At 31.5% G+C, this 18,440-nt stretch carries 16 protein-coding genes; 12 read left to right on the forward strand and 4 right to left on the reverse strand.

From position 1 onward, the window contains the following. Positions 1–55 precede the first annotated feature (55 nt). The 3 genes from NHF47_RS00600 to NHF47_RS00610 form a co-directional block, all read right to left on the reverse strand. On the reverse strand, positions 56–661 hold the full coding sequence (locus NHF47_RS00600; protein ID WP_252763099.1) for a DNA-3-methyladenine glycosylase: 606 nt from the start codon (positions 659–661) through the stop codon (positions 56–58). A gap of 103 nt (positions 662–764) precedes the next feature. Next, complete coding sequence (locus tag NHF47_RS00605) at positions 765–3,251, reverse strand: DUF5686 family protein (RefSeq protein WP_252766045.1); 2,487 nt, start codon at positions 3,249–3,251, stop codon at positions 765–767. A 71-nt stretch (positions 3,252–3,322) separates the two neighbouring features. Beyond that, positions 3,323–4,300, reverse strand: a complete 978-nt coding sequence (locus tag NHF47_RS00610; RefSeq protein ID WP_252763100.1) for a pyruvate dehydrogenase complex E1 component subunit beta — start codon at positions 4,298–4,300, stop codon at positions 3,323–3,325. Between the two features lie 397 nt (positions 4,301–4,697). Between NHF47_RS00610 and NHF47_RS00615 the strand changes: the two genes are divergently transcribed. The 12 genes from NHF47_RS00615 (at position 4,698) to NHF47_RS00670 (ending at position 17,653) form a co-directional block, all read left to right on the forward strand. After that, positions 4,698–5,444, forward strand: a complete 747-nt coding sequence (locus NHF47_RS00615) for an electron transfer flavoprotein subunit beta/FixA family protein (RefSeq protein WP_252763101.1) — start codon at positions 4,698–4,700, stop codon at positions 5,442–5,444. 29 nt (positions 5,445–5,473) lie between these two features. Further along, positions 5,474–6,442, forward strand: coding sequence for an electron transfer flavoprotein subunit alpha/FixB family protein (locus NHF47_RS00620; protein WP_252763102.1), 969 nt, complete (start codon positions 5,474–5,476; stop codon positions 6,440–6,442). A 254-nt stretch (positions 6,443–6,696) separates the two neighbouring features. Continuing rightward, entirely contained in the window at positions 6,697–7,326 is a 630-nt protein-coding gene (locus tag NHF47_RS00625) for a bifunctional nuclease family protein (protein WP_252763103.1), read from the forward strand. A gap of 13 nt (positions 7,327–7,339) precedes the next feature. Beyond that, positions 7,340–9,001: a NupC/NupG family nucleoside CNT transporter gene (locus tag NHF47_RS00630; protein ID WP_252763104.1), complete on the forward strand. Its 1,662-nt coding sequence runs from the start codon at positions 7,340–7,342 to the stop codon at positions 8,999–9,001. Positions 9,002–9,141: 140 nt separating this feature from the next. Beyond that, complete coding sequence (locus tag NHF47_RS00635; protein ID WP_252763105.1) at positions 9,142–9,966, forward strand: thymidylate synthase; 825 nt, start codon at positions 9,142–9,144, stop codon at positions 9,964–9,966. 14 nt (positions 9,967–9,980) lie between these two features. Next, positions 9,981–10,763, forward strand: a complete 783-nt coding sequence (locus NHF47_RS00640) for a bifunctional 2-polyprenyl-6-hydroxyphenol methylase/3-demethylubiquinol 3-O-methyltransferase UbiG (RefSeq protein ID WP_252763106.1) — start codon at positions 9,981–9,983, stop codon at positions 10,761–10,763. Between the two features lie 92 nt (positions 10,764–10,855). After that, on the forward strand, positions 10,856–13,300 hold the full coding sequence (locus NHF47_RS00645) for a zinc-dependent metalloprotease (protein ID WP_252763107.1): 2,445 nt from the start codon (positions 10,856–10,858) through the stop codon (positions 13,298–13,300). 253 nt (positions 13,301–13,553) lie between these two features. Then, the gene (locus NHF47_RS00650) at positions 13,554–14,249 is read left to right on the forward strand and encodes a DUF547 domain-containing protein (protein ID WP_252763108.1); all 696 of its coding nucleotides are present in this window, start codon (positions 13,554–13,556) and stop codon (positions 14,247–14,249) included. Positions 14,250–14,320: 71 nt separating this feature from the next. Next, positions 14,321–15,682 (forward strand): aldehyde dehydrogenase, encoded by a 1,362-nt coding sequence (locus tag NHF47_RS00655; protein ID WP_252763109.1) that lies wholly within the window; start codon positions 14,321–14,323, stop codon positions 15,680–15,682. Between the two features lie 17 nt (positions 15,683–15,699). Then, the gene (locus tag NHF47_RS00660; protein WP_252763110.1) at positions 15,700–16,191 is read left to right on the forward strand and encodes a dihydrofolate reductase; all 492 of its coding nucleotides are present in this window, start codon (positions 15,700–15,702) and stop codon (positions 16,189–16,191) included. 33 nt (positions 16,192–16,224) lie between these two features. After that, a complete protein-coding gene (ubiE, locus tag NHF47_RS00665; RefSeq protein WP_252763111.1) occupies positions 16,225–16,956 on the forward strand; it encodes a bifunctional demethylmenaquinone methyltransferase/2-methoxy-6-polyprenyl-1,4-benzoquinol methylase UbiE in 732 nt (243 codons plus the stop codon). Position 16,957: 1 nt separating this feature from the next. Beyond that, the gene (locus NHF47_RS00670) at positions 16,958–17,653 is read left to right on the forward strand and encodes a porin family protein (protein WP_252763112.1); all 696 of its coding nucleotides are present in this window, start codon (positions 16,958–16,960) and stop codon (positions 17,651–17,653) included. 1 nt (position 17,654) lies between these two features. On the opposite strand, the gene NHF47_RS00675 is transcribed toward NHF47_RS00670, so the two are convergent. Further along, on the reverse strand, positions 17,655–18,377 hold the full coding sequence (locus NHF47_RS00675; RefSeq protein ID WP_252763113.1) for an RNA methyltransferase: 723 nt from the start codon (positions 18,375–18,377) through the stop codon (positions 17,655–17,657). Between the last annotated feature and the right edge of the window lie 63 nt (positions 18,378–18,440).

An 18,440-nucleotide genomic window follows, 5' to 3' on the forward strand; every position in this document is an offset into this window, starting at 1 on the left:
AATGAATTCCCAATTTATTTTGCAACTAAAGGTAAAATAATTGTTATTTAACAATTTAATAAACCAAAGGTGCTCTATTGCGCTTTTTTAAGTAATAATGCCAGAAAAAATAAGTCGCTAAAGAAGTATGTGGTTCCCATTTTTTGGCTAAAGTTAGCATTTCTTCTTTAGTTGTTACTGGATATAATTCTTTAAGGGTATTTTGCAAAGCGATATCGCCTATGGGGAATACATTCTCTTTTTGAAGGCAGAACATCATATACACATCGGCAGTCCAGTTCCCAATTCCTTTTATAGCTGTTAGTTGTTTTCTGATTTCTGTTTCCTCTTTTTGGGAAAGGCTTTCCAAATCCAATTCATTTTCAATTACAGCAATTGCTAATGCTTTGAGATAATTGGCTTTTTGTTTGGACAAACCATTATTTCTCAAATCTTTTTCTGAAGCCTTGAGAATTGTTTTTGGTGATACCATTCCTAAGAAAGATTCTAATTTTAGAAAACATGCTTTAGCAGAAGCTAAGGACACTTGCTGTTCTATAATTAGCTTACAAAGTGACACAAAACCTTCTGGTCTTGTGGAAATATGGGGCTGTCCATACAAATTCAAGATTTCCTGAAAAACAGCGTCTTTTTGAAGTAAAAAAGGAATGGCTCTTTTCATGTTATTTCTTTTGTGTTAGCGGTTGTAACGGCATCCTTTTTTGTTTTCAAGAAACAAAAAAGATAGAGTGAAAGACGCGACCTGAAAGGGAACACCCAAAGGATTAAAAATAAAATCCGAAAGAAGCCTTAACGGTAAATTTATTGGCATCAGGAATGGTTAAATAACTTCCTCTCCATGCGAAATCGATTCGTAATACTTTAAAGATATTCCCAATTCCTGCATTGTATTCCCAATACACATCTTCTGGTGCTCTATAAATTAGACCTGAGGCATTAATGAGACGGTTTTCTTCTGAAACTGTACCATAAACCCCTTTTATACCTACAATTTCTCTCCAATTTAATTTCCTTAATAAAGGCACTCTTGAAAACAATCTACCATTAAAATGATGTTCAAAATGCAAAGAAGCATATTCATCGGCTACAAAATCGTAGTAATTTAAAAGGTTATAGGTATTATCTATAATAAAATAGGATTGGTTTCCTGGAATGACTCCCATTAACCCTAGCGGAATTTGACCAAAAGTTTTACCTAATTCTATAGTTGTAAATAATCTTCCGAAACCACCAATTAAAACTGGTTGACGATAATACAATTGTACTTTTTGATAATCAAAATCGCTATTCATTACCCCTTTTAAACCTTGACTATAGCTAACAAAGACTCTTGGAAAATTATTATCAACCAATAACCGCTCTACACCATAACCAACGGTTCTTCTTTTAGGAGTAAATTCGGCTACCAGATTAATTTCCGACTGTTTGACCATGCTTTCTGTAGTAGTTCTAGAGGCATCTGTATAATAATTCAAGCTAAATTCGTTAGAGGCAGATTCCAATGTTCTATACGAAAAATTTGCTTGAAAGGTTAAGTTTTTAGCGGGTTCAATTTCAAAGCCTAAAGTTGTTAAATTAACTGAGGTTAATTTGTTATTAATTCCACTAGAAAACAAGGAAGAGGAAGCAAAACTTCTTCCTAGCACATCATTTGAAGTGGTTAAACTTACTCCTATTTGTTCTACATCTCTTCTATTTCCTGCTGATAAGATAATTCTTGTCTTTTTATCTACCATCCATTTTCCAGAAATACCATATTTTACTTTATCGTCTTTGAAACCATAGGCTAAATAACCTTGAATTCTCCATAAATCATTACTCCCAAAATAAGTTCTTCCACCAACACGTGTTCGTATTCCTTCCACATCATTATATCCAAAGGTAGAAAAAATAGGTCCGTAATCCATTTTCCATTTTGGGATTTCGATGTAACCGCTTCCTAAGATAGAGGCTAAATTATATATTCTTTTAAAGCGAGGCACTTCTTTTAAGGTATCTAACATTTTATAGATTCCAGCTTCATTTTTGTTCAGCGCTTCAAATCGATTGGTTTCCCAATATTCTTTAGGACGATTAAAGACTTCATTATCATAATAATTGACCTCTTCTTTATAAAATTTATCCTCTTTTTTGATATCAAATTGATGGTTTTTCGCTAGAGTAGTTCGTTTACCATATACTCCTTTAGACTCTTCTTTTTTAGAAAAACTAAAATCAGACATCATGTAATCTCTTTTCAATAAGAAAACAGAATCGTTTAATACATCGTATTCTTGCTCTATATAAATTTCTTTAACCCAGTTGATATTAGCACTTTTACTGGCTTCTAGATTTATCTTTTTGATAGCAAATGTGGTATCGTTTACCCAAAAATCACCTTTAAACGTAAGTTCATTTTTTCGCCTTGGATAATAGACAATATTATAACACCATTTATTATCGATAAACATACTATCATTCAGAACATAATTATACACATTGATTCCTGTACGAGATAAAGGACTTACAAAATCTTTATCGAAGAATTTTAAATAATTATCATAAATATCGTAGTCGGCATACAAATCTTTAATAAAGGTATTCACCCCATCTCCCGAACTAAAACCAGAATTTTTATTCGCTTCAATGATTTCTTTGTATTTTTTGGAATCATTATCACCGTATACTTTACTCAAGGTTTCGTTGATAAAAATTGGTAAATATGTTTTTCCAGATATATTAGACGTATCGATTTGTTCAAATACAAATTCCATGCCTTTGAACATCTTACTTGCCATAAAAGCAGAATCAATGGTATTTAAATCGAATTCTACTTTTTCATATTTATCATATTCATATTGATTGAACATTTTGAGTCCATTCTTTCTTCTTCTTTCCCAAATTTTTCTGAGAATATCTAGTGCTGGATTATCTTTTTTAGATGTTTTACCTGAATAAACCACAATTTCTTTCAATTGAGTTCCTTCCTTTAAAACAATATTTAATCCAGTATTCAATCCTGGTTTTAATGGAATCTCCTTTTTTTCAAAACCGATAAATGAAATTTGTAAAGTGGAATAATTTTGTTTGGATTCAAAATAAAAATTACCATTTTCATCTGTAATAACTCCTTCTTTCGAATTTTTAAAAATAACATTTGCAAATGGAACGGGTTCTCCAAACTCATCCACCACTTTACCTCCTACTTTAGTTTGAGCAAAACCAAAAACAGAAAATAAAAAAAACAGAAACAATATTTTTTGTAAGCGCATATTTTTAAATTCAAAAAAAGAAAAAACTCCATCAATTACTTGATGAAGTTTCAAATATAATAAGTTTTTATTTACTTGTAAGCAACTTTCTTTACTGCTTTAATTACATCATCTGCGTTTGGCAACCATTCTTTTAACAAAGCTGGTGAATAAGGAGCTGGTGTATCTGCAGTTGTAATTCTTTGAATAGGAGCATCCAAATAATCAAATGCTTTTTCTTGAACCATATAAGTAATTTCCGATGCAACACTTCCAAAAGGCCATGCTTCTTCTAAAATCACTAATCGATTTGTTTTTTTAACTGAGTTTAAAACGGTATCATAATCTAAAGGACGAACGGTTCTTAAATCGATAATTTCACATGAAATCCCTTCTTTTTCTAAGGCATCAGCCGCAATAAAAGCTTCTTTTAAAATTTTTCCAAAAGATACTATAGTTACATCTTTACCTTCTCTCTTTATATCTGCTACCCCTAAAGGTAATGTGTATTCTCCTTCTGGCACTTCTCCTTTATCTCCATACATTTGTTCCGATTCCATAAAAATAACAGGATCGTTATCACGAATTGCCGATTTTAAAAGCCCCTTTGCATCGTATACATTAGAAGGAACTACAACTTTAAGTCCTGGGCAATTGGCATACCAACTCTCGAAAGCTTGTGAATGTGTTGCTGCTAATTGACCTGCAGAAGCTGTTGGTCCTCTAAAAACAATAGGGATATTAAACTGACCACCAGACATTTGCCTCATTTTTGCAGCATTATTAATAATTTGATCAATACCTACTAGTGAAAAGTTAAAGGTCATAAATTCCACAATAGGACGATTCCCATTCATTGCAGAACCTACTGCTATACCAGCAAATCCTAGCTCAGCAATTGGCGCATCAATAACTCTTTTTGGCCCAAATTCATCAAGCATTCCTTTAGATGCTTTATAAGCACCGTTATATTCCGCTACTTCTTCACCTATTAAATATATAGATTCATCATGACGCATTTCTTCGCTCATTGCCTCACAAATAGCTTCTCTAAATTGAATTGTCTTCATTATATGGATGTTAAATTTAAAAATGCTGCAAAAACAACACCTTGTATCTTTTAATTTATTTATTGAATCGCAAAAATAGGAAAAAATTAAATTATTACGTGTCGATAAATTAAATATTAGAATTTTAATATTAACGATAACCTTTTCGTAAACAAAAATTGGGAAATAAAACGTGAATTAAGGATTATAACTAACAAATTTAATTCCTATAAGCACTTAACCACATTCATCTCTTCACTTAAATACAGAAAGTAAAAGTTTTTTTCTTGTTAAAATTATCAAGATTAATACAACATTCACCTATAAAATAAAAAATAATTAAAAATTTATTATGCATGCATAGTATTTTTAAACATTTTTTTGTAATTTCGTGCCATTAAATCTCAAAAATTAAACAATGAAAATATTAGTTTGCATCAGCCATGTACCTGATACTACATCAAAAATCAACTTCACAAACAATGATACTGAATTTGACACAAACGGTGTTCAATTTGTAATCAATCCAAACGACGAATTTGGATTAACTAGAGCCGTTTGGTTTAAAGAAAAGCAAGGTGCCACTGTTACTGTAGTAAATGTAGGTGGTACAGATGCAGAAGCTACATTAAGAAAAGCATTAGCCATTGGAGCAGATGAAGCCATTCGTATCAATGCAAATCCAACAGATGGTTTATTTGTAGCAAAGCAACTTGTTGAAGTGGTAAAACAAGGTGGTTATGATTTAATTATTGCTGGAAAAGAATCATTGGATTACAATGGTGGAATGGTACCTGGAATGATGGCTGGATTATTAGGATACAATTTTGTTAATTCTTGTACAGGTTTAGAAATTGAAGGTAATAAAGCGACTGCTGTAAGAGAAATCGACGGTGGTAAAGAAACACTTTCAACTACATTACCACTAATTATTGGTGGACAAAAAGGGCTAGTAGAAGAAAAAGACCTTAGAATTCCAAATATGAGAGGAATTATGATGGCACGTTCAAAAGCGTTAGCCGTTAACGAACCAACAAACGACAGCAACGCAACTCAAGCTGTTAAATTTGAAAAACCTGCTCCAAAATCAGCAGTTAAATTAATTAGTCCAGATAATTTAGACGAATTAATTAATCTACTTCATAACGAAGCAAAAGTAATCTAATTTAGCCATTAACATAAAAATATAGAATCATGTCAATCTTAATATATGCTGAAGCAGCAGAAGGAAAATTTAAAAAAGTAGCATTAGAATTAGCTTCTTATGCAAAAAAAGTAGCAGATGCAATGGGCACAACAGTAACTGCAGTTACTGTTAACCAAGCGAATACATCTGAATTAGCAAAATATGGTGTTTCTAAAGTATTAAAAGTTTCTAATGACAAATTAAGCCCTTTTAATGCAAAGGCTTATGCCGATGTAATTAAACAAGCAGCTGAAAAAGAAAGCACTAAATTAATAGTATTATCGTCAACAACAGACAGTTTATACTTGGCTCCCTTAGTGGCCGTAAGTTTAAATGCGGGTTATGCTTCAAATGTAGTGGCATTACCGGTAAGCACTAGTCCTTTCCAAGTAAAAAGAAATGCTTTTTCCAATAAAGCATTCAACATTACTGAAATCAATACAGAGGTAAAAGTTATTGGAGTTGCTAAAAACTCTTTTGGACTTTTTGAATCTGAGACTTCACTTACTGAAGAAGACTTTACACCTTCATTAAATGATGCTGATTTTGGAGTAAAAGTAGAAAACATCGAAAAAGTAACTGGAAAAGTTACGATTGCTGATGCTGAAATCGTAGTTTCTGCAGGTCGTGGTTTAAAAGGTCCTGAAAACTGGGGAATGATTGAAGAATTAGCTTCTGTTTTAGGAGCTGCTACAGCTTGTTCAAAACCTGTTTCTGATATTGGATGGAGACCCCACAGTGAGCACGTTGGACAAACTGGAAAACCTGTGGCCGCTAATTTATACATTGCTATTGGTATCTCAGGTGCTATTCAACATATTGCTGGTATTAACTCTTCTAAAGTTAAAGTAGTTATCAATACAGATGCTGATGCTCCTTTCTTTAAAGTAGCAGATTATGGTGTAGTAGGTGATGCTTTTGAAGTAGTGCCACAATTAATTGAAAAACTAAAAGCTTTTAAAGCAAACAATGCTTAATTTTTAATTGTTCAAAAATATATTATATTAAAATTAGAGTTATCTTTGTTTAGATAGCTCTTTTTTTTATTTTTGGAGCGAATGTTTTTGGTATTTTTGCCAACCATTTTCCTGCTGTACGCTTTATTTTTTATGCAGATTACATCCGCATAAAAGATATCGCTACCATCAGGGCTAAATAGAATCATAGTTTATTTTAATAATCTTTAAGTATTGTTTTTTATATTCAATCAGTACTTGTTACGAATTATATAATGAGTTTAGTCAAATTAACAATAAAAGGCATTTCCTATAGCCAAACACAAAATGGTGCGTATGCACTCATCTTAAATGAAGTGGATGGAGAACGAAAATTACCTATCGTTATCGGTGCTTTTGAAGCACAATCCATAGCCATAGCTTTGGAAAAAGAAATCAAACCGCCACGCCCCCTAACCCACGATTTATTTAAAAATTTTGCAGATCGATTTGACATAATTGTAAAACAAGTCATCATTCATAAATTAGTAGATGGTGTTTTCTTTTCAAGTATCATCTGTGAAAGAGATAAAATTGAAGAAATAATCGACGCGCGTACTTCCGACGCAATTGCATTAGCACTACGTTTTGGAGCACCCATTTTTACTTACAAAAATATCCTAGACAAAGCGGGTATCTACTTAAAAATAAACCCCTCAAAAGACGAAGAGAACAGCAACGAAACCGATGATGTTTTATCCACTCCAGAAACTTTTGGAAGTGATGATCCTGTCGTTTCTCCACAAGAAGAATATAGCGGTTTTTCCTTACAAGAATTGTACGATAAATTAGAAGAAGCCGTACAAAATGAAGACTATGAAAAAGCTGCAAAAATAAGAGATGAAATCTCTAAAAAAGAATCTTAATACTACATCCATAATGATTAAAAATATATTTTTATGCCTCTCTCTTATATTTACTTTTTTAAATATAAATGCACAAGAAATTGAAAAAAAATGGCAATTAGGCACTTCTAAAAACGATTATTTAGAATTAAAAGAAGGCACTTACCAACTCCAATTATCTAATGACAGTCTTTTTCAAAAAGGCGATTATTTAATACAAGATAAATTTTTATTTCTTTTTGAAAACGGTTCAGATTCACCTACAAAACGTTTCGTAATTGAAACTAAAACCGATTCAACACTTACTTTAAAAAAAGGAGACAAAGCCTATTCTTTTTTCTCTTCAAATAAAATTAAGAAGTCAACTGAAACCACTAACACTTTAGTAAAAAGTACTGGAATAACTGCAAGTGGAATTGCAAGAGGTATTTTAGGAATGTTAGCCTTACTAGCTATCGCATTCGTGTTTAGTGCAAACCGAAAAGCTATTAATTGGAAAACCGTCTTTATTGGTTTAGCGGCACAATTAATCTTGGCTATTGGAGTACTAAAAATTTCATTTGTAAAATCTGCATTTGAATTTGTAGGTAACCTTTTTGTTCTAGTATTAGATTTTACTAGAGCAGGTAGCGAATTTCTTCTAGGCGGAATGATGAATGTTGAAAGTTTTGGCTTCATCTTTTTATTTCAAGTTTTACCAACTATCATTTTCTTTTCAGCTTTAACTTCCTTGTTATTCTATTTAGGAATAATACAAATTGTTGTAAAAGGATTAGCAAAAGTCTTAACCAAACTATTGCATATATCCGGAGCTGAAAGTTTATCTGTAGCAGGTAATATATTCTTAGGACAAACAGAAGCACCACTAATGATTAAAGCCTATTTAGAGAAAATGAACAAGTCTGAAATCTTACTTGTAATGGTAGGTGGAATGGCTACGGTGGCTGGCGGAGTACTTGCTGCTTACATTGGTTTTTTAGGCGGTAATGACCCTGTGCTACGATTAGAATTTGCTAAACATTTATTAGCTGCTTCAGTTATGGCAGCACCAGGTGCCATTGTTATTTCAAAAATATTATATCCTCAAACAGAATCCATTGACACCAATGTTGAAGTTTCAAAAGAAAAAATTGGTTCTAATATTTTAGATGCTATATCGACAGGAACAACAGAAGGGTTAAAATTGGCTGCCAATGTAGCAGCTATGCTACTAGTATTCATTGCTTTTATCGCCATGATTAATTATACATTAGGGTGGATTGGAGATTGGTCTGGATTAAATACTATTATTGCTGATAACACACCCTATTCCAAATTCTCATTAGAAACGATTCTCGGACTTATTTTCTCTCCTTTAATGTGGTTAATTGGTGTGGCACAAGAAGACATGATGCTGATGGGACAATTATTAGGAATTAAATTAGCTGCTTCAGAATTTGTTGGTTATATTCAATTGGCCGAATTAAAGAATGCTGCTAATGACATCCATTTTACCTATGAAAAATCGGTAATTATGGCCACCTATATGCTTTGTGGTTTTGCCAACTTTGCCTCTATCGGAATTCAAATTGGAGGAATTGGTTCTTTGGCTCCTAATCAAAGAAAAACATTATCTGAGTTTGGATTAAAAGCAGTTATTGGCGGAAGTATTGCTTCACTATTATCTGCAACAATAGCCGGAATGATTATTGGGTAACCCTTTTAGGTAAAACCAAAAAAAGGTAGAAATAGTTGAAACAAAAAATATATTTATATAAAATTTAGAAAAGAAAATAGGTTTGTTTATATTTTTTTTAATAAAAAACAACCCTTATCTTTTACCATTAACCAAATAAGATGAAACAATATCACGACTTAGTAAAACATGTATTAGCAAACGGGAACCAAAAAGGAGATCGTACAGGAACGGGAACTATTAGTGTATTTGGATATCAAATGCGATTCGATTTAAGTGAAGGTTTTCCTATGGTAACCACAAAAAAGCTACATCTTAAATCTATCATTTACGAATTATTGTGGTTTTTAAAAGGAGACACTAACATCAACTATTTAAAAGAGAACGGCGTTAAAATTTGGGACGAATGGGCAGATGAAAATGGCGATTTAGGACCTGTTTATGGCCATCAATGGAGAAACTGGAATAGTGAGGAAATCGACCAAATAAAAGAAGTTATTGAAACTTTAAAGAACAACCCAAATAGCCGCAGAATGCTGGTTTCTGCATGGAATCCAAGTGTGTTACCAGACACTTCTATTTCCTTTGCAGAAAATGTTGCCAATGGTAAAGCCGCTTTACCTCCTTGTCATGCCTTCTTTCAATTTTATGTTGCTGATGGAAAATTAAGTTGTCAATTATACCAAAGAAGTGCTGATATTTTCTTAGGTGTGCCTTTTAATATCGCTTCTTATGCTTTATTAACAATGATGATGGCTCAAGTTTGTAATTTACAAGTTGGCGATTTCATCCATACATTTGGTGACGCACATATTTACAACAACCATATTGAGCAATTGGAGTTACAATTATCACGTGAATGTCGTCCTTTACCCAAAATGAAATTAAATCCTGAAATCAAAGATATATTTGATTTTGATTTTGAGGATTTCACATTGGAAGGATATGATCCTCATCCTCATATTAAAGGTGCTGTGGCCGTTTAATTAGATTTTTTTTGATGTCACATTACAGTACAGAAGTAACTTCTTCCAAAATTAAATCCGACAATCCTGTTCATCAGAGGTTACTTTTTGGGTACTATTCTGCAAAAGAATACATTCATGGCAATGTACTAGAAATTGGCTGTGGTATTGGTAGAGGTTTAGAAATTGTTGTAAAAAAAGGGACTACTTACACTGGAATTGACAAAAACAAAAAGCTAATTGAAGAGCAAATCCAAAACTTCCCAGAAAATTCTTTCATTCACGGAACTGTTCCACCTTTATTAGAAATTGAAAATGAACGCTTTGATACTGTAATAAGTTTCCACGTGATTGAACATATTGAAAAAGATGATTTGTTTCTTGAAGAAATATACCGTGTTTTAAAACCTAATGGAACATTAATTCTTTCTACTCCCAATAAAAATAAAACCATTACAAAAAACCCTTGGCACATTAGAGAGTATACAGATCTAGAATTGTTACAATTATTTTCTTCAACACAATTTAAACTTATTTCAAAAAAAGGTATTTCAGGAAATGAAAAAGTGAATCATTATTTTCAAATGAACACAAAGACTACTCAAAAAATAATTAAATTGGATTTTTTAAATCTTCGAAACCATCTTCCTTCTTCCCTATTTAAAATAGTGTATGAATTTTTCAATCGGATTAATCGCTTCCTTTTAATGAAAAAAAATCCTGAAATTTGTTTATCAATAAGTAACACCGATTTCATTTTAACAGACGACACTAAAGATTGTTTGGATTTGTTTTTTATTTTTAAGAAAAAAAGATAAATCATTAAAACGTTATTATTTTCTTAAAACAAAACACTTTTTTTATTCCTTTTTATCAATTTAGTAATTTAGCAAAAACTATACTTAAACGAATGAAAAAAATTACCTTACTTTTTTTAGCACTTTTCGCATTTCATAGCAGTACTGCACAATTTTGGAAAAAGAAACAAAAACCAAAAACAGAAATAACTGCAGCAACCGAAAAGAAAAAAACAGGAAAAATAAAGGATTATAATAGTGTGATTACTAAAGACGCTAAGACTACTTCTGGTTTATTTAAAATACACAAAGTAACCGATACATATTATTTTGAAGTTCCTAACCAACTCTTAAATAAAGACATGCTTTTGGTGAGCAAATTTGCAAAGGTTCCTGAAGGTCTTGGAGGAGGTTATGTAAATGCTGGTATTGAAACGAATACACAAATGATTTTTTGGGATCGATTTGAAGACAAATTACTCATTAAAGTAAAATCTGCAAATAGTATTGCCAATGATAGTTTACCAATCAACATTTCTGTTAAAGCAAATAATAATGATATCACTTTATTTACATTTGATATAAGTGCATTTTCTAAAGACTCCACCGCAACTGTAATTGATGTGACCAAATTTTTTTCAACAGATGTAAAAGCGATTAGTGGTTTGTCTCCTAGAATAAGAGAAGCTTATAAAGTTAAAAATTTAGACGAAAGCAGAAGTTTTATTACTTATATGAAAGCTTTTCCTTTAAATATAGAAATTTTACAGGATTTTACTTATAATGCTTCAAAGCCTTCTATTTTAGAAAATACGGAATCCATTAGCGTTCAAATGAGTCAATCGCTGATATTATTACCTGATAACCCTATGCGTCCACGTTATTTTGATTCTCGTGTAGGTTGGTTTACCTTGAATAAATACGATTATAGTAGTACAGAATTAAAAGCGGACAAAAAAACGTATATCAGAAGATGGCGATTGGAGCCCAAAGATCCTGAAGCTTATGCAAGAGGAGAATTAGTTGAACCTATCAAACCCATCATCTATTACTTAGATCCCGCAACACCTGAAAACCTTAGACCCTACATAAAAAAAGGAGTTGAGGAATGGCAAAAAGCCTTTGAAGTAGCTGGATTTAAAAATGCCATTTTAGCGAAAGACCCACCTACAAAAGAAGAAGATCCAGATTTTAATCCAGAAGACATTCGCTATTCTGTAATTCGTTATGTAGCGAGTACCACAAGAAATGCCATTGGACCTAGTATTTCAGATCCTAGAACTGGTGAGATTATTGAAAGTGATATTATTTGGTATCATAATCATCTCCGTTCATATAGAAATAGATATCTTCTTGAAACAGGAGCTGCTAATCCTTCCGCACGAACATTGCATACCAGTGATGAAGAAATGGGCGAAATGATGCAAATGGTTATCGCTCACGAAGTAGGACATGCGTTAGGTTTTCCTCATAATATGAGTGCAAGTTGTGCTTATAATGTAGATGATTACAGAAAACCAAATTTTACAAAACTAAATGGAATTTCTGCAAGTATAATGGATTATGCAAGATTCAATTATATTGCGCAACCTGGAGACACTAATGTTCGTTTCATAAGACAAATGGGACCCTATGATGCTTATGCTGTAAACTGGGGCTATAGAATTATTCCAAATGCAACCACACCAGAAGATGAAATTCCAGTTTTAGATCAATGGATTTTAGAAAAAGCAGGTAACCCTATGTATGAATTTGGAAAACAATCGAGCAGTTTTAATCCTTATTCGCAAACTGAAGACATAAGTAATAATGCCATGAAAGCAAGTGATTATGGTATAAAAAACTTAAAAATTGTGGCCCAAAATCTTCCTGAATGGACAAGTAGTCAAACTAACAATTATGAGGATTTAGAAGAATTATATGGAGAACTACTTAGTGTTTGGAGTCGTTATATTGGTCATGTTGTGACGTATGTAGGTGGAGTTGATGAAATCGAAAAAAAACCGAATCAGGAAGGAGCAATTTATACCGTTATTGCAAAAGACAAGCAAAAAGAGGCTGTAAGTTGGCTACTAAAAAATGCTTTTTCTGATCAAGATTGGTTGGTTAACCCAAAATTACTTAATAAATTTACTCCAGATGATTACGCTCAAAAACTTTTAAGCTATCAAAAAAGACATTTGAACAACTTATTGAGTTTAGAAAGAATGTCTCGTTTAATAGATGCGGCATATATAGATTCAGAAAATTTTACCCTTTTAGAATTACTTACTCAAACTAGAAACCATATTTGGTCAATACATACTAAAGGAAATTCTATTTCAGAAAGAAATCTTCAAAAAGCTTACTTAAGTCATTTAATTACACTCTATGAAGATAAAGACACCACTACGAAATTTGAATTATCTGACATTAAATCATTAATTTATGGTCAACTTTTAGAATTAAAATCCTATTTAAAAACACTCTCAAACCAAATCACTCAAAAAGAAACTAAATATCATGTTTTAGAAAGTTTGAATCGTATTGAAAAAACATTGGAAAACAAATCCAAATAACACAACTGAAAATCAATGTCATAATTAAAAAAGCAGTATTTTTATAAAAAGAGAATCAATTTTTCTACAATTTGGCTTACTTTTTGTAAATAATGAAATAAGTACGACGGTTCAAATAGTTACTACTATGATTTACAGTAATTTAATTTTTATTTATCGATTAAATTTATCTTATTTTTACTGCAATTCTAAAATAGATTTCCTATTTTTGCAATCGTTTTTTTTAAATTATTAAAATTATTAAAAAAATCTTATGAAGAAAATTTTACTATTATTATTAGTTGTTACCTTAAATGGATTTAGTCAAGTTATTGATTTTTCAGAATATGATGATTTTCTGAAAAAACATGTATCGAGCAAGGGAGTTGTTGATTACGACAAGGTTCTAAAAAACATGAATGAAATTAGAAATATAGCACAAAATTTCTCTAAAATTTCTCCTAATAAAAGTTGGTCAGAAGCTGAAGTTAAAACCTACTGGATTAATGTTTACAATGCTAATATTATTAAATTATTAGTAGAGAATTATCCTATTAAAAGTATCAATTATATTAGAGATCCATTCAAAATGCAATTTATTGATTTTGATGGTGAAAAAATTTCATTAGATCATATTGAACATGAAATTTTACGTCCAATGAACGATCCTAGAATTCATTTTGCACTATATTCAACAGCTATTTCTTCTCCACATTTAAGAAATACAGCCTATGCTTCAAATAGTATTGATTATGATCTTGACGTAGCAACCAGCAATTATATTAATGACGCTACACAAAACACAATTGGGACAGCAACTTGCCAGTTATCAAAAATTTTTGAATGGTATTTCACAGATTTTATTGGACCCATGAATATGGTAGGCTTTATCAATAAATATTCTGCAGTAAAAATAAACGACAACACTAAATTAGAGTTTAAAGAATACGATTGGAATTTATACAAATAAATCAAAAAAAGTAAGTATCTTAATGCCTGTTTGAAACAATCCTCAAACAGGCATTTTTGATTCAAAAATTCATGAAAAAAATAATACAAGAACAAAGACTTTTCTTCCATACCAATCAAACAAAATCCCTACCTTTTAGAATAAAGGCTTTAAAAAAATTAAAAAGTATCCTACAGGAAAACGAAACTCTTTTATACGAAGCCATTTATATCGATTTTAAAAAATCAGCTTTTGACACTTATACTAATGAGTTGGGTCTACTGTATAAAGACATTGATGAAGCAATACCTCGTCTTAAGAAATGGTCAAGAATTAAAAAAGTGAGTACTAACTGGGTAAATTTCCCAGCCAAAAGTTACATTGTACCTGAACCCTTTGGAAACACTTTAATTATTGGTGCTTGGAATTACCCATACCAACTTTCATTAGCTCCTGCTATTGCAGCCATAGCAGCTGGTAATACTATTATACTCAAACCAAGCGAACTGCCTAAAAATACCAGTCGGGCATTAGCTAGAATAATAAATGAAAATTTCAATCCCAATTTTTTCTATGTTATGGAAGGAGGCATAGAAGAAACTACTTTTTTATTGAATCAAAAATGGGATAAAATATTTTTTACTGGAAGTGTTACTGTTGGAAAAATTGTATATGAAGCAGCTGCTAAACACCTAACACCAGTAACTTTAGAATTAGGAGGCAAAAGTCCAGCAATTGTTACTGCAGATTGTAATCTAAAAATGACCGTTAAGCGATTAATTTGGGCCAAGTTCTTAAACGCAGGTCAAACCTGTATTGCTCCAGATTATGTCTATGTCCACAAAGCAATAGAAGCCGAATTTTTAAAGGCGTGTCAAAAAGAAATTGAAGCTTCTCATTTCAGTTTTGAAAATCAAAATTATGTTCAAATCATTAATGAAAAAAATCACAAACGCCTCACTGAACTGATTGATTCAAACAAAATTTTCTTTGGTGGAAACCATAACATTGAGAATCGATACATACAACCTACTCTTTTAAACAATATAACAGAGGAAGATGCTATTATGAAAGAGGAAATATTTGGACCTATTTTGCCTGTTTTATCCTACATGGATTTATCAGATATAATCCATAAGATCAAACAAAGACCAAAACCCTTATCTTGCTACGTTTTTACAAATGATCATCCTACCAAAAAGAAAATTTTAAACGAACTTTCGTTTGGTAGTGGAAGTATAAATGAAGCCGTTATGCAAATTAGCAACAGTAAATTACCTTTTGGAGGTGTTGGTGAAAGTGGAATAGGCTCATATCATGGAGAACATGGTTTTAGAACATTTTCACACTATAAAAGTATTTTAGAAAAACCCAATTGGTTTGAATTGAATTTAAAATATTTCCCACATTCGTTGAAGAAACTAAAAATAATAAAATTCTTATTGAAATTATAAACTTAAACAAACATACTATGTTAACCATAATTGCAGCAGCTGCAGAAAATAATGCATTAGGCAAAGACAATGATTTAGTTTGGCATTTACCAGACGATTTTAAAAGATTTAAATCATTAACAACGGGGCATTACATCATAATGGGTAGAAAGACTTTTGAAAGTTTCCCTAAGCCTTTACCGAATAGAACTCATATAATCATCACTAGACAAAAAAACTACACTGTCCCAGAAAACTGTATCGTAGTAAGTAGTTTGAAAGAAGCTATTGCTAAATGTCCAAAAGATGAAGAAAATTTCATTATTGGTGGTGGAGAAATTTACAAACAATCTATAAATGTAGTAGATAAAATTGAACTTACTCGTGTACATACAACTATAGAAGCAGATACTTTTTTTCCAGAATTTGACCCTAAAGATTGGTCTTTAATTGCTGAAGAATTTCATCCTAAAGACGAAAAACACCTTTATGATTTTACCTACCTTACTTACTGTAGAAATGAAAATTAAATTCGTATTTTTGCACACCATATAATTAAAATCATGTCAAAAAATATAACGCCATACAAAGATTCAGATTTAGGTAAAAAAGAGCAAGTTGCCCAAATGTTTGATGCCATTGCTACCAATTATGACGGTTTAAATAGGGTTATCTCTTTTGGAATTGATGTTTCTTGGCGCAAAAAAGTATTACAATTAGTGGCTAATACCAAACCGGAAACCATTTTAGACATCGCAACTGGAACGGGAGATTTAGCTATCTTAATGACTAAAACGGATGCTAAAGAAATTATTGGTCTAGACATTTCAGCTGGAATGCTTGAAATTGGTAAACAAAAAATTAATGAAAAAAAATTAGACCATAAAATCACTATGGTTTTAGGTGATAGTGAAAATATTCCTTATCCAGACAATTATTTTGATGCCATTACGGTAGCTTTTGGAGTACGAAATTTCGAAAATCTAGAAAAAGGACTTGCAGAAATACTTCGCGTTTTAAAACCAAATGGGATTTTTGTTATTTTAGAAACCTCTGTCCCAACTCGATTCCCTTATAAACAAGGATACGCTTTTTACACTAAATTTATTCTACCACTCATTGGAAAATTATTTTCTAAAGACAAAGTGGCTTATAAATATTTATCTGATTCTGCTAATATTTTCCCTTTTGGAGAAGCTTTGAACAATATTTTAAGGAAAATTGGGTTTATAGATGTAAAGCATTTGCCTCAAACCTTTGGAGTTGCCACAATTTATCATGCATCTAAGAAATAGTATGAAAAAAAGTTTTATTTTATTGTTACTAACTACCACTATTAGCTTAGCTCAAGGTGGTTTACTTGGGAAAGACCCGATTATTAATCTCGAAAATTTCGACAAACAGAAAGTACACTGGGGCTATTTCCTAGGTTTTAATAGTTTGGATTTTAAATTTGATTATTTACAACCCACAGAAGATGTATCAATACAATCAACAATTGGTTTCAATGTAGGTTTAGTTGGAAACTTACGTATAATTGACCATGTAGATTTACGATTTGAGCCAGGACTTTATATTACACAAAGAAATTTAACTTTTCCAGGTATAGACAACCCTGTTGATGCTCTGAGAGAAGTAAAATCAACTTATATTTATTTTCCTTTATTACTTAAATTTTCTGCAAAACGTGCTGGAAATATTAGACCCTATTTAGTAGGAGGACTCTCTACAGCATTAAATTTAGGAAGTAATTCACAAGCACCTGATGACAACTTCAATGATCGATTTAGAATGAAAAAATGGTCTAATTTTTATGAAGTAGGTTTTGGTATAGACTTATATTTGGAATATTTCAAGTTTTCTCCATCCATTCGTGGTGTATTTAGCATGAACGATGAATTAATTCGAGACAACACACCAGACAGTCCCTGGACTGGAAATGTTCAATCCATGAAAACAAGAGGTATCTTTATTAATTTCACATTCCACTAATTTACCTTTTAAATTCACTTAAAATAATAGCTGTAGCGGTTGCCACATTTAAACTTTCAGTTTGTTGTAAGTTACCAAACCTAGGAATGGCAATTTTTTGAGTAACCAAGGCTTCAATGGAAGGAGAAATTCCATTAGCTTCATTTCCCATTACAATAACGCCTTCTTTTAAAAGAGAGGCTTCATATATGTTTTTACCATCCATAAAAGTACCATAAATTGGCACACGAATTCCGCTTAATTTTTTTTCTAAATTCGTATACAAAACATTTACTCTACTTAGAGATCCCATAGTGGCTTGCACAACTTTAGGATTATAAATATCTACTGTTTCTTCAGAACACCAAAGCGTTTCGATTCCAAACCAATCACAAAGTCGAATAATTGTTCCCAAATTCCCTGGATCTCTTACATCATCTAAAGCTAAAATTAACCCGTTAGGAGTTGTTCTTTTTTCTTTCGGAATTTTAAAAATTGCCAAACAAGAATTAGGAGTAGTTAAGGCACTTATTTTTTTCAATTCACCAACCGTTATGGTATAAATTTTGTTAGTATCAACAGACAAAAACAAATCAGTTGTAGTGAATAAACTGTGCAATTCATAGTTAGCATCTAGGAACTCTTGAATTACTTTTTTACCTTCGGCAAAAAATAATTGGTACTGCTTTCTATATTTTTTTTGTTGCAGACTCGTTATAAGCTTAATTTGGTTTTTACTAAGCATAAAAATTGTATTTTTGACTAACTATATTAATCGAATTGAAAAAAATTTTTCCAAAAATAGTAT

It is taken from the genome of Flavobacterium sp. NRK F7, from assembly GCF_024054195.1.
Taxonomy (GTDB): domain Bacteria; phylum Bacteroidota; class Bacteroidia; order Flavobacteriales; family Flavobacteriaceae; genus Flavobacterium.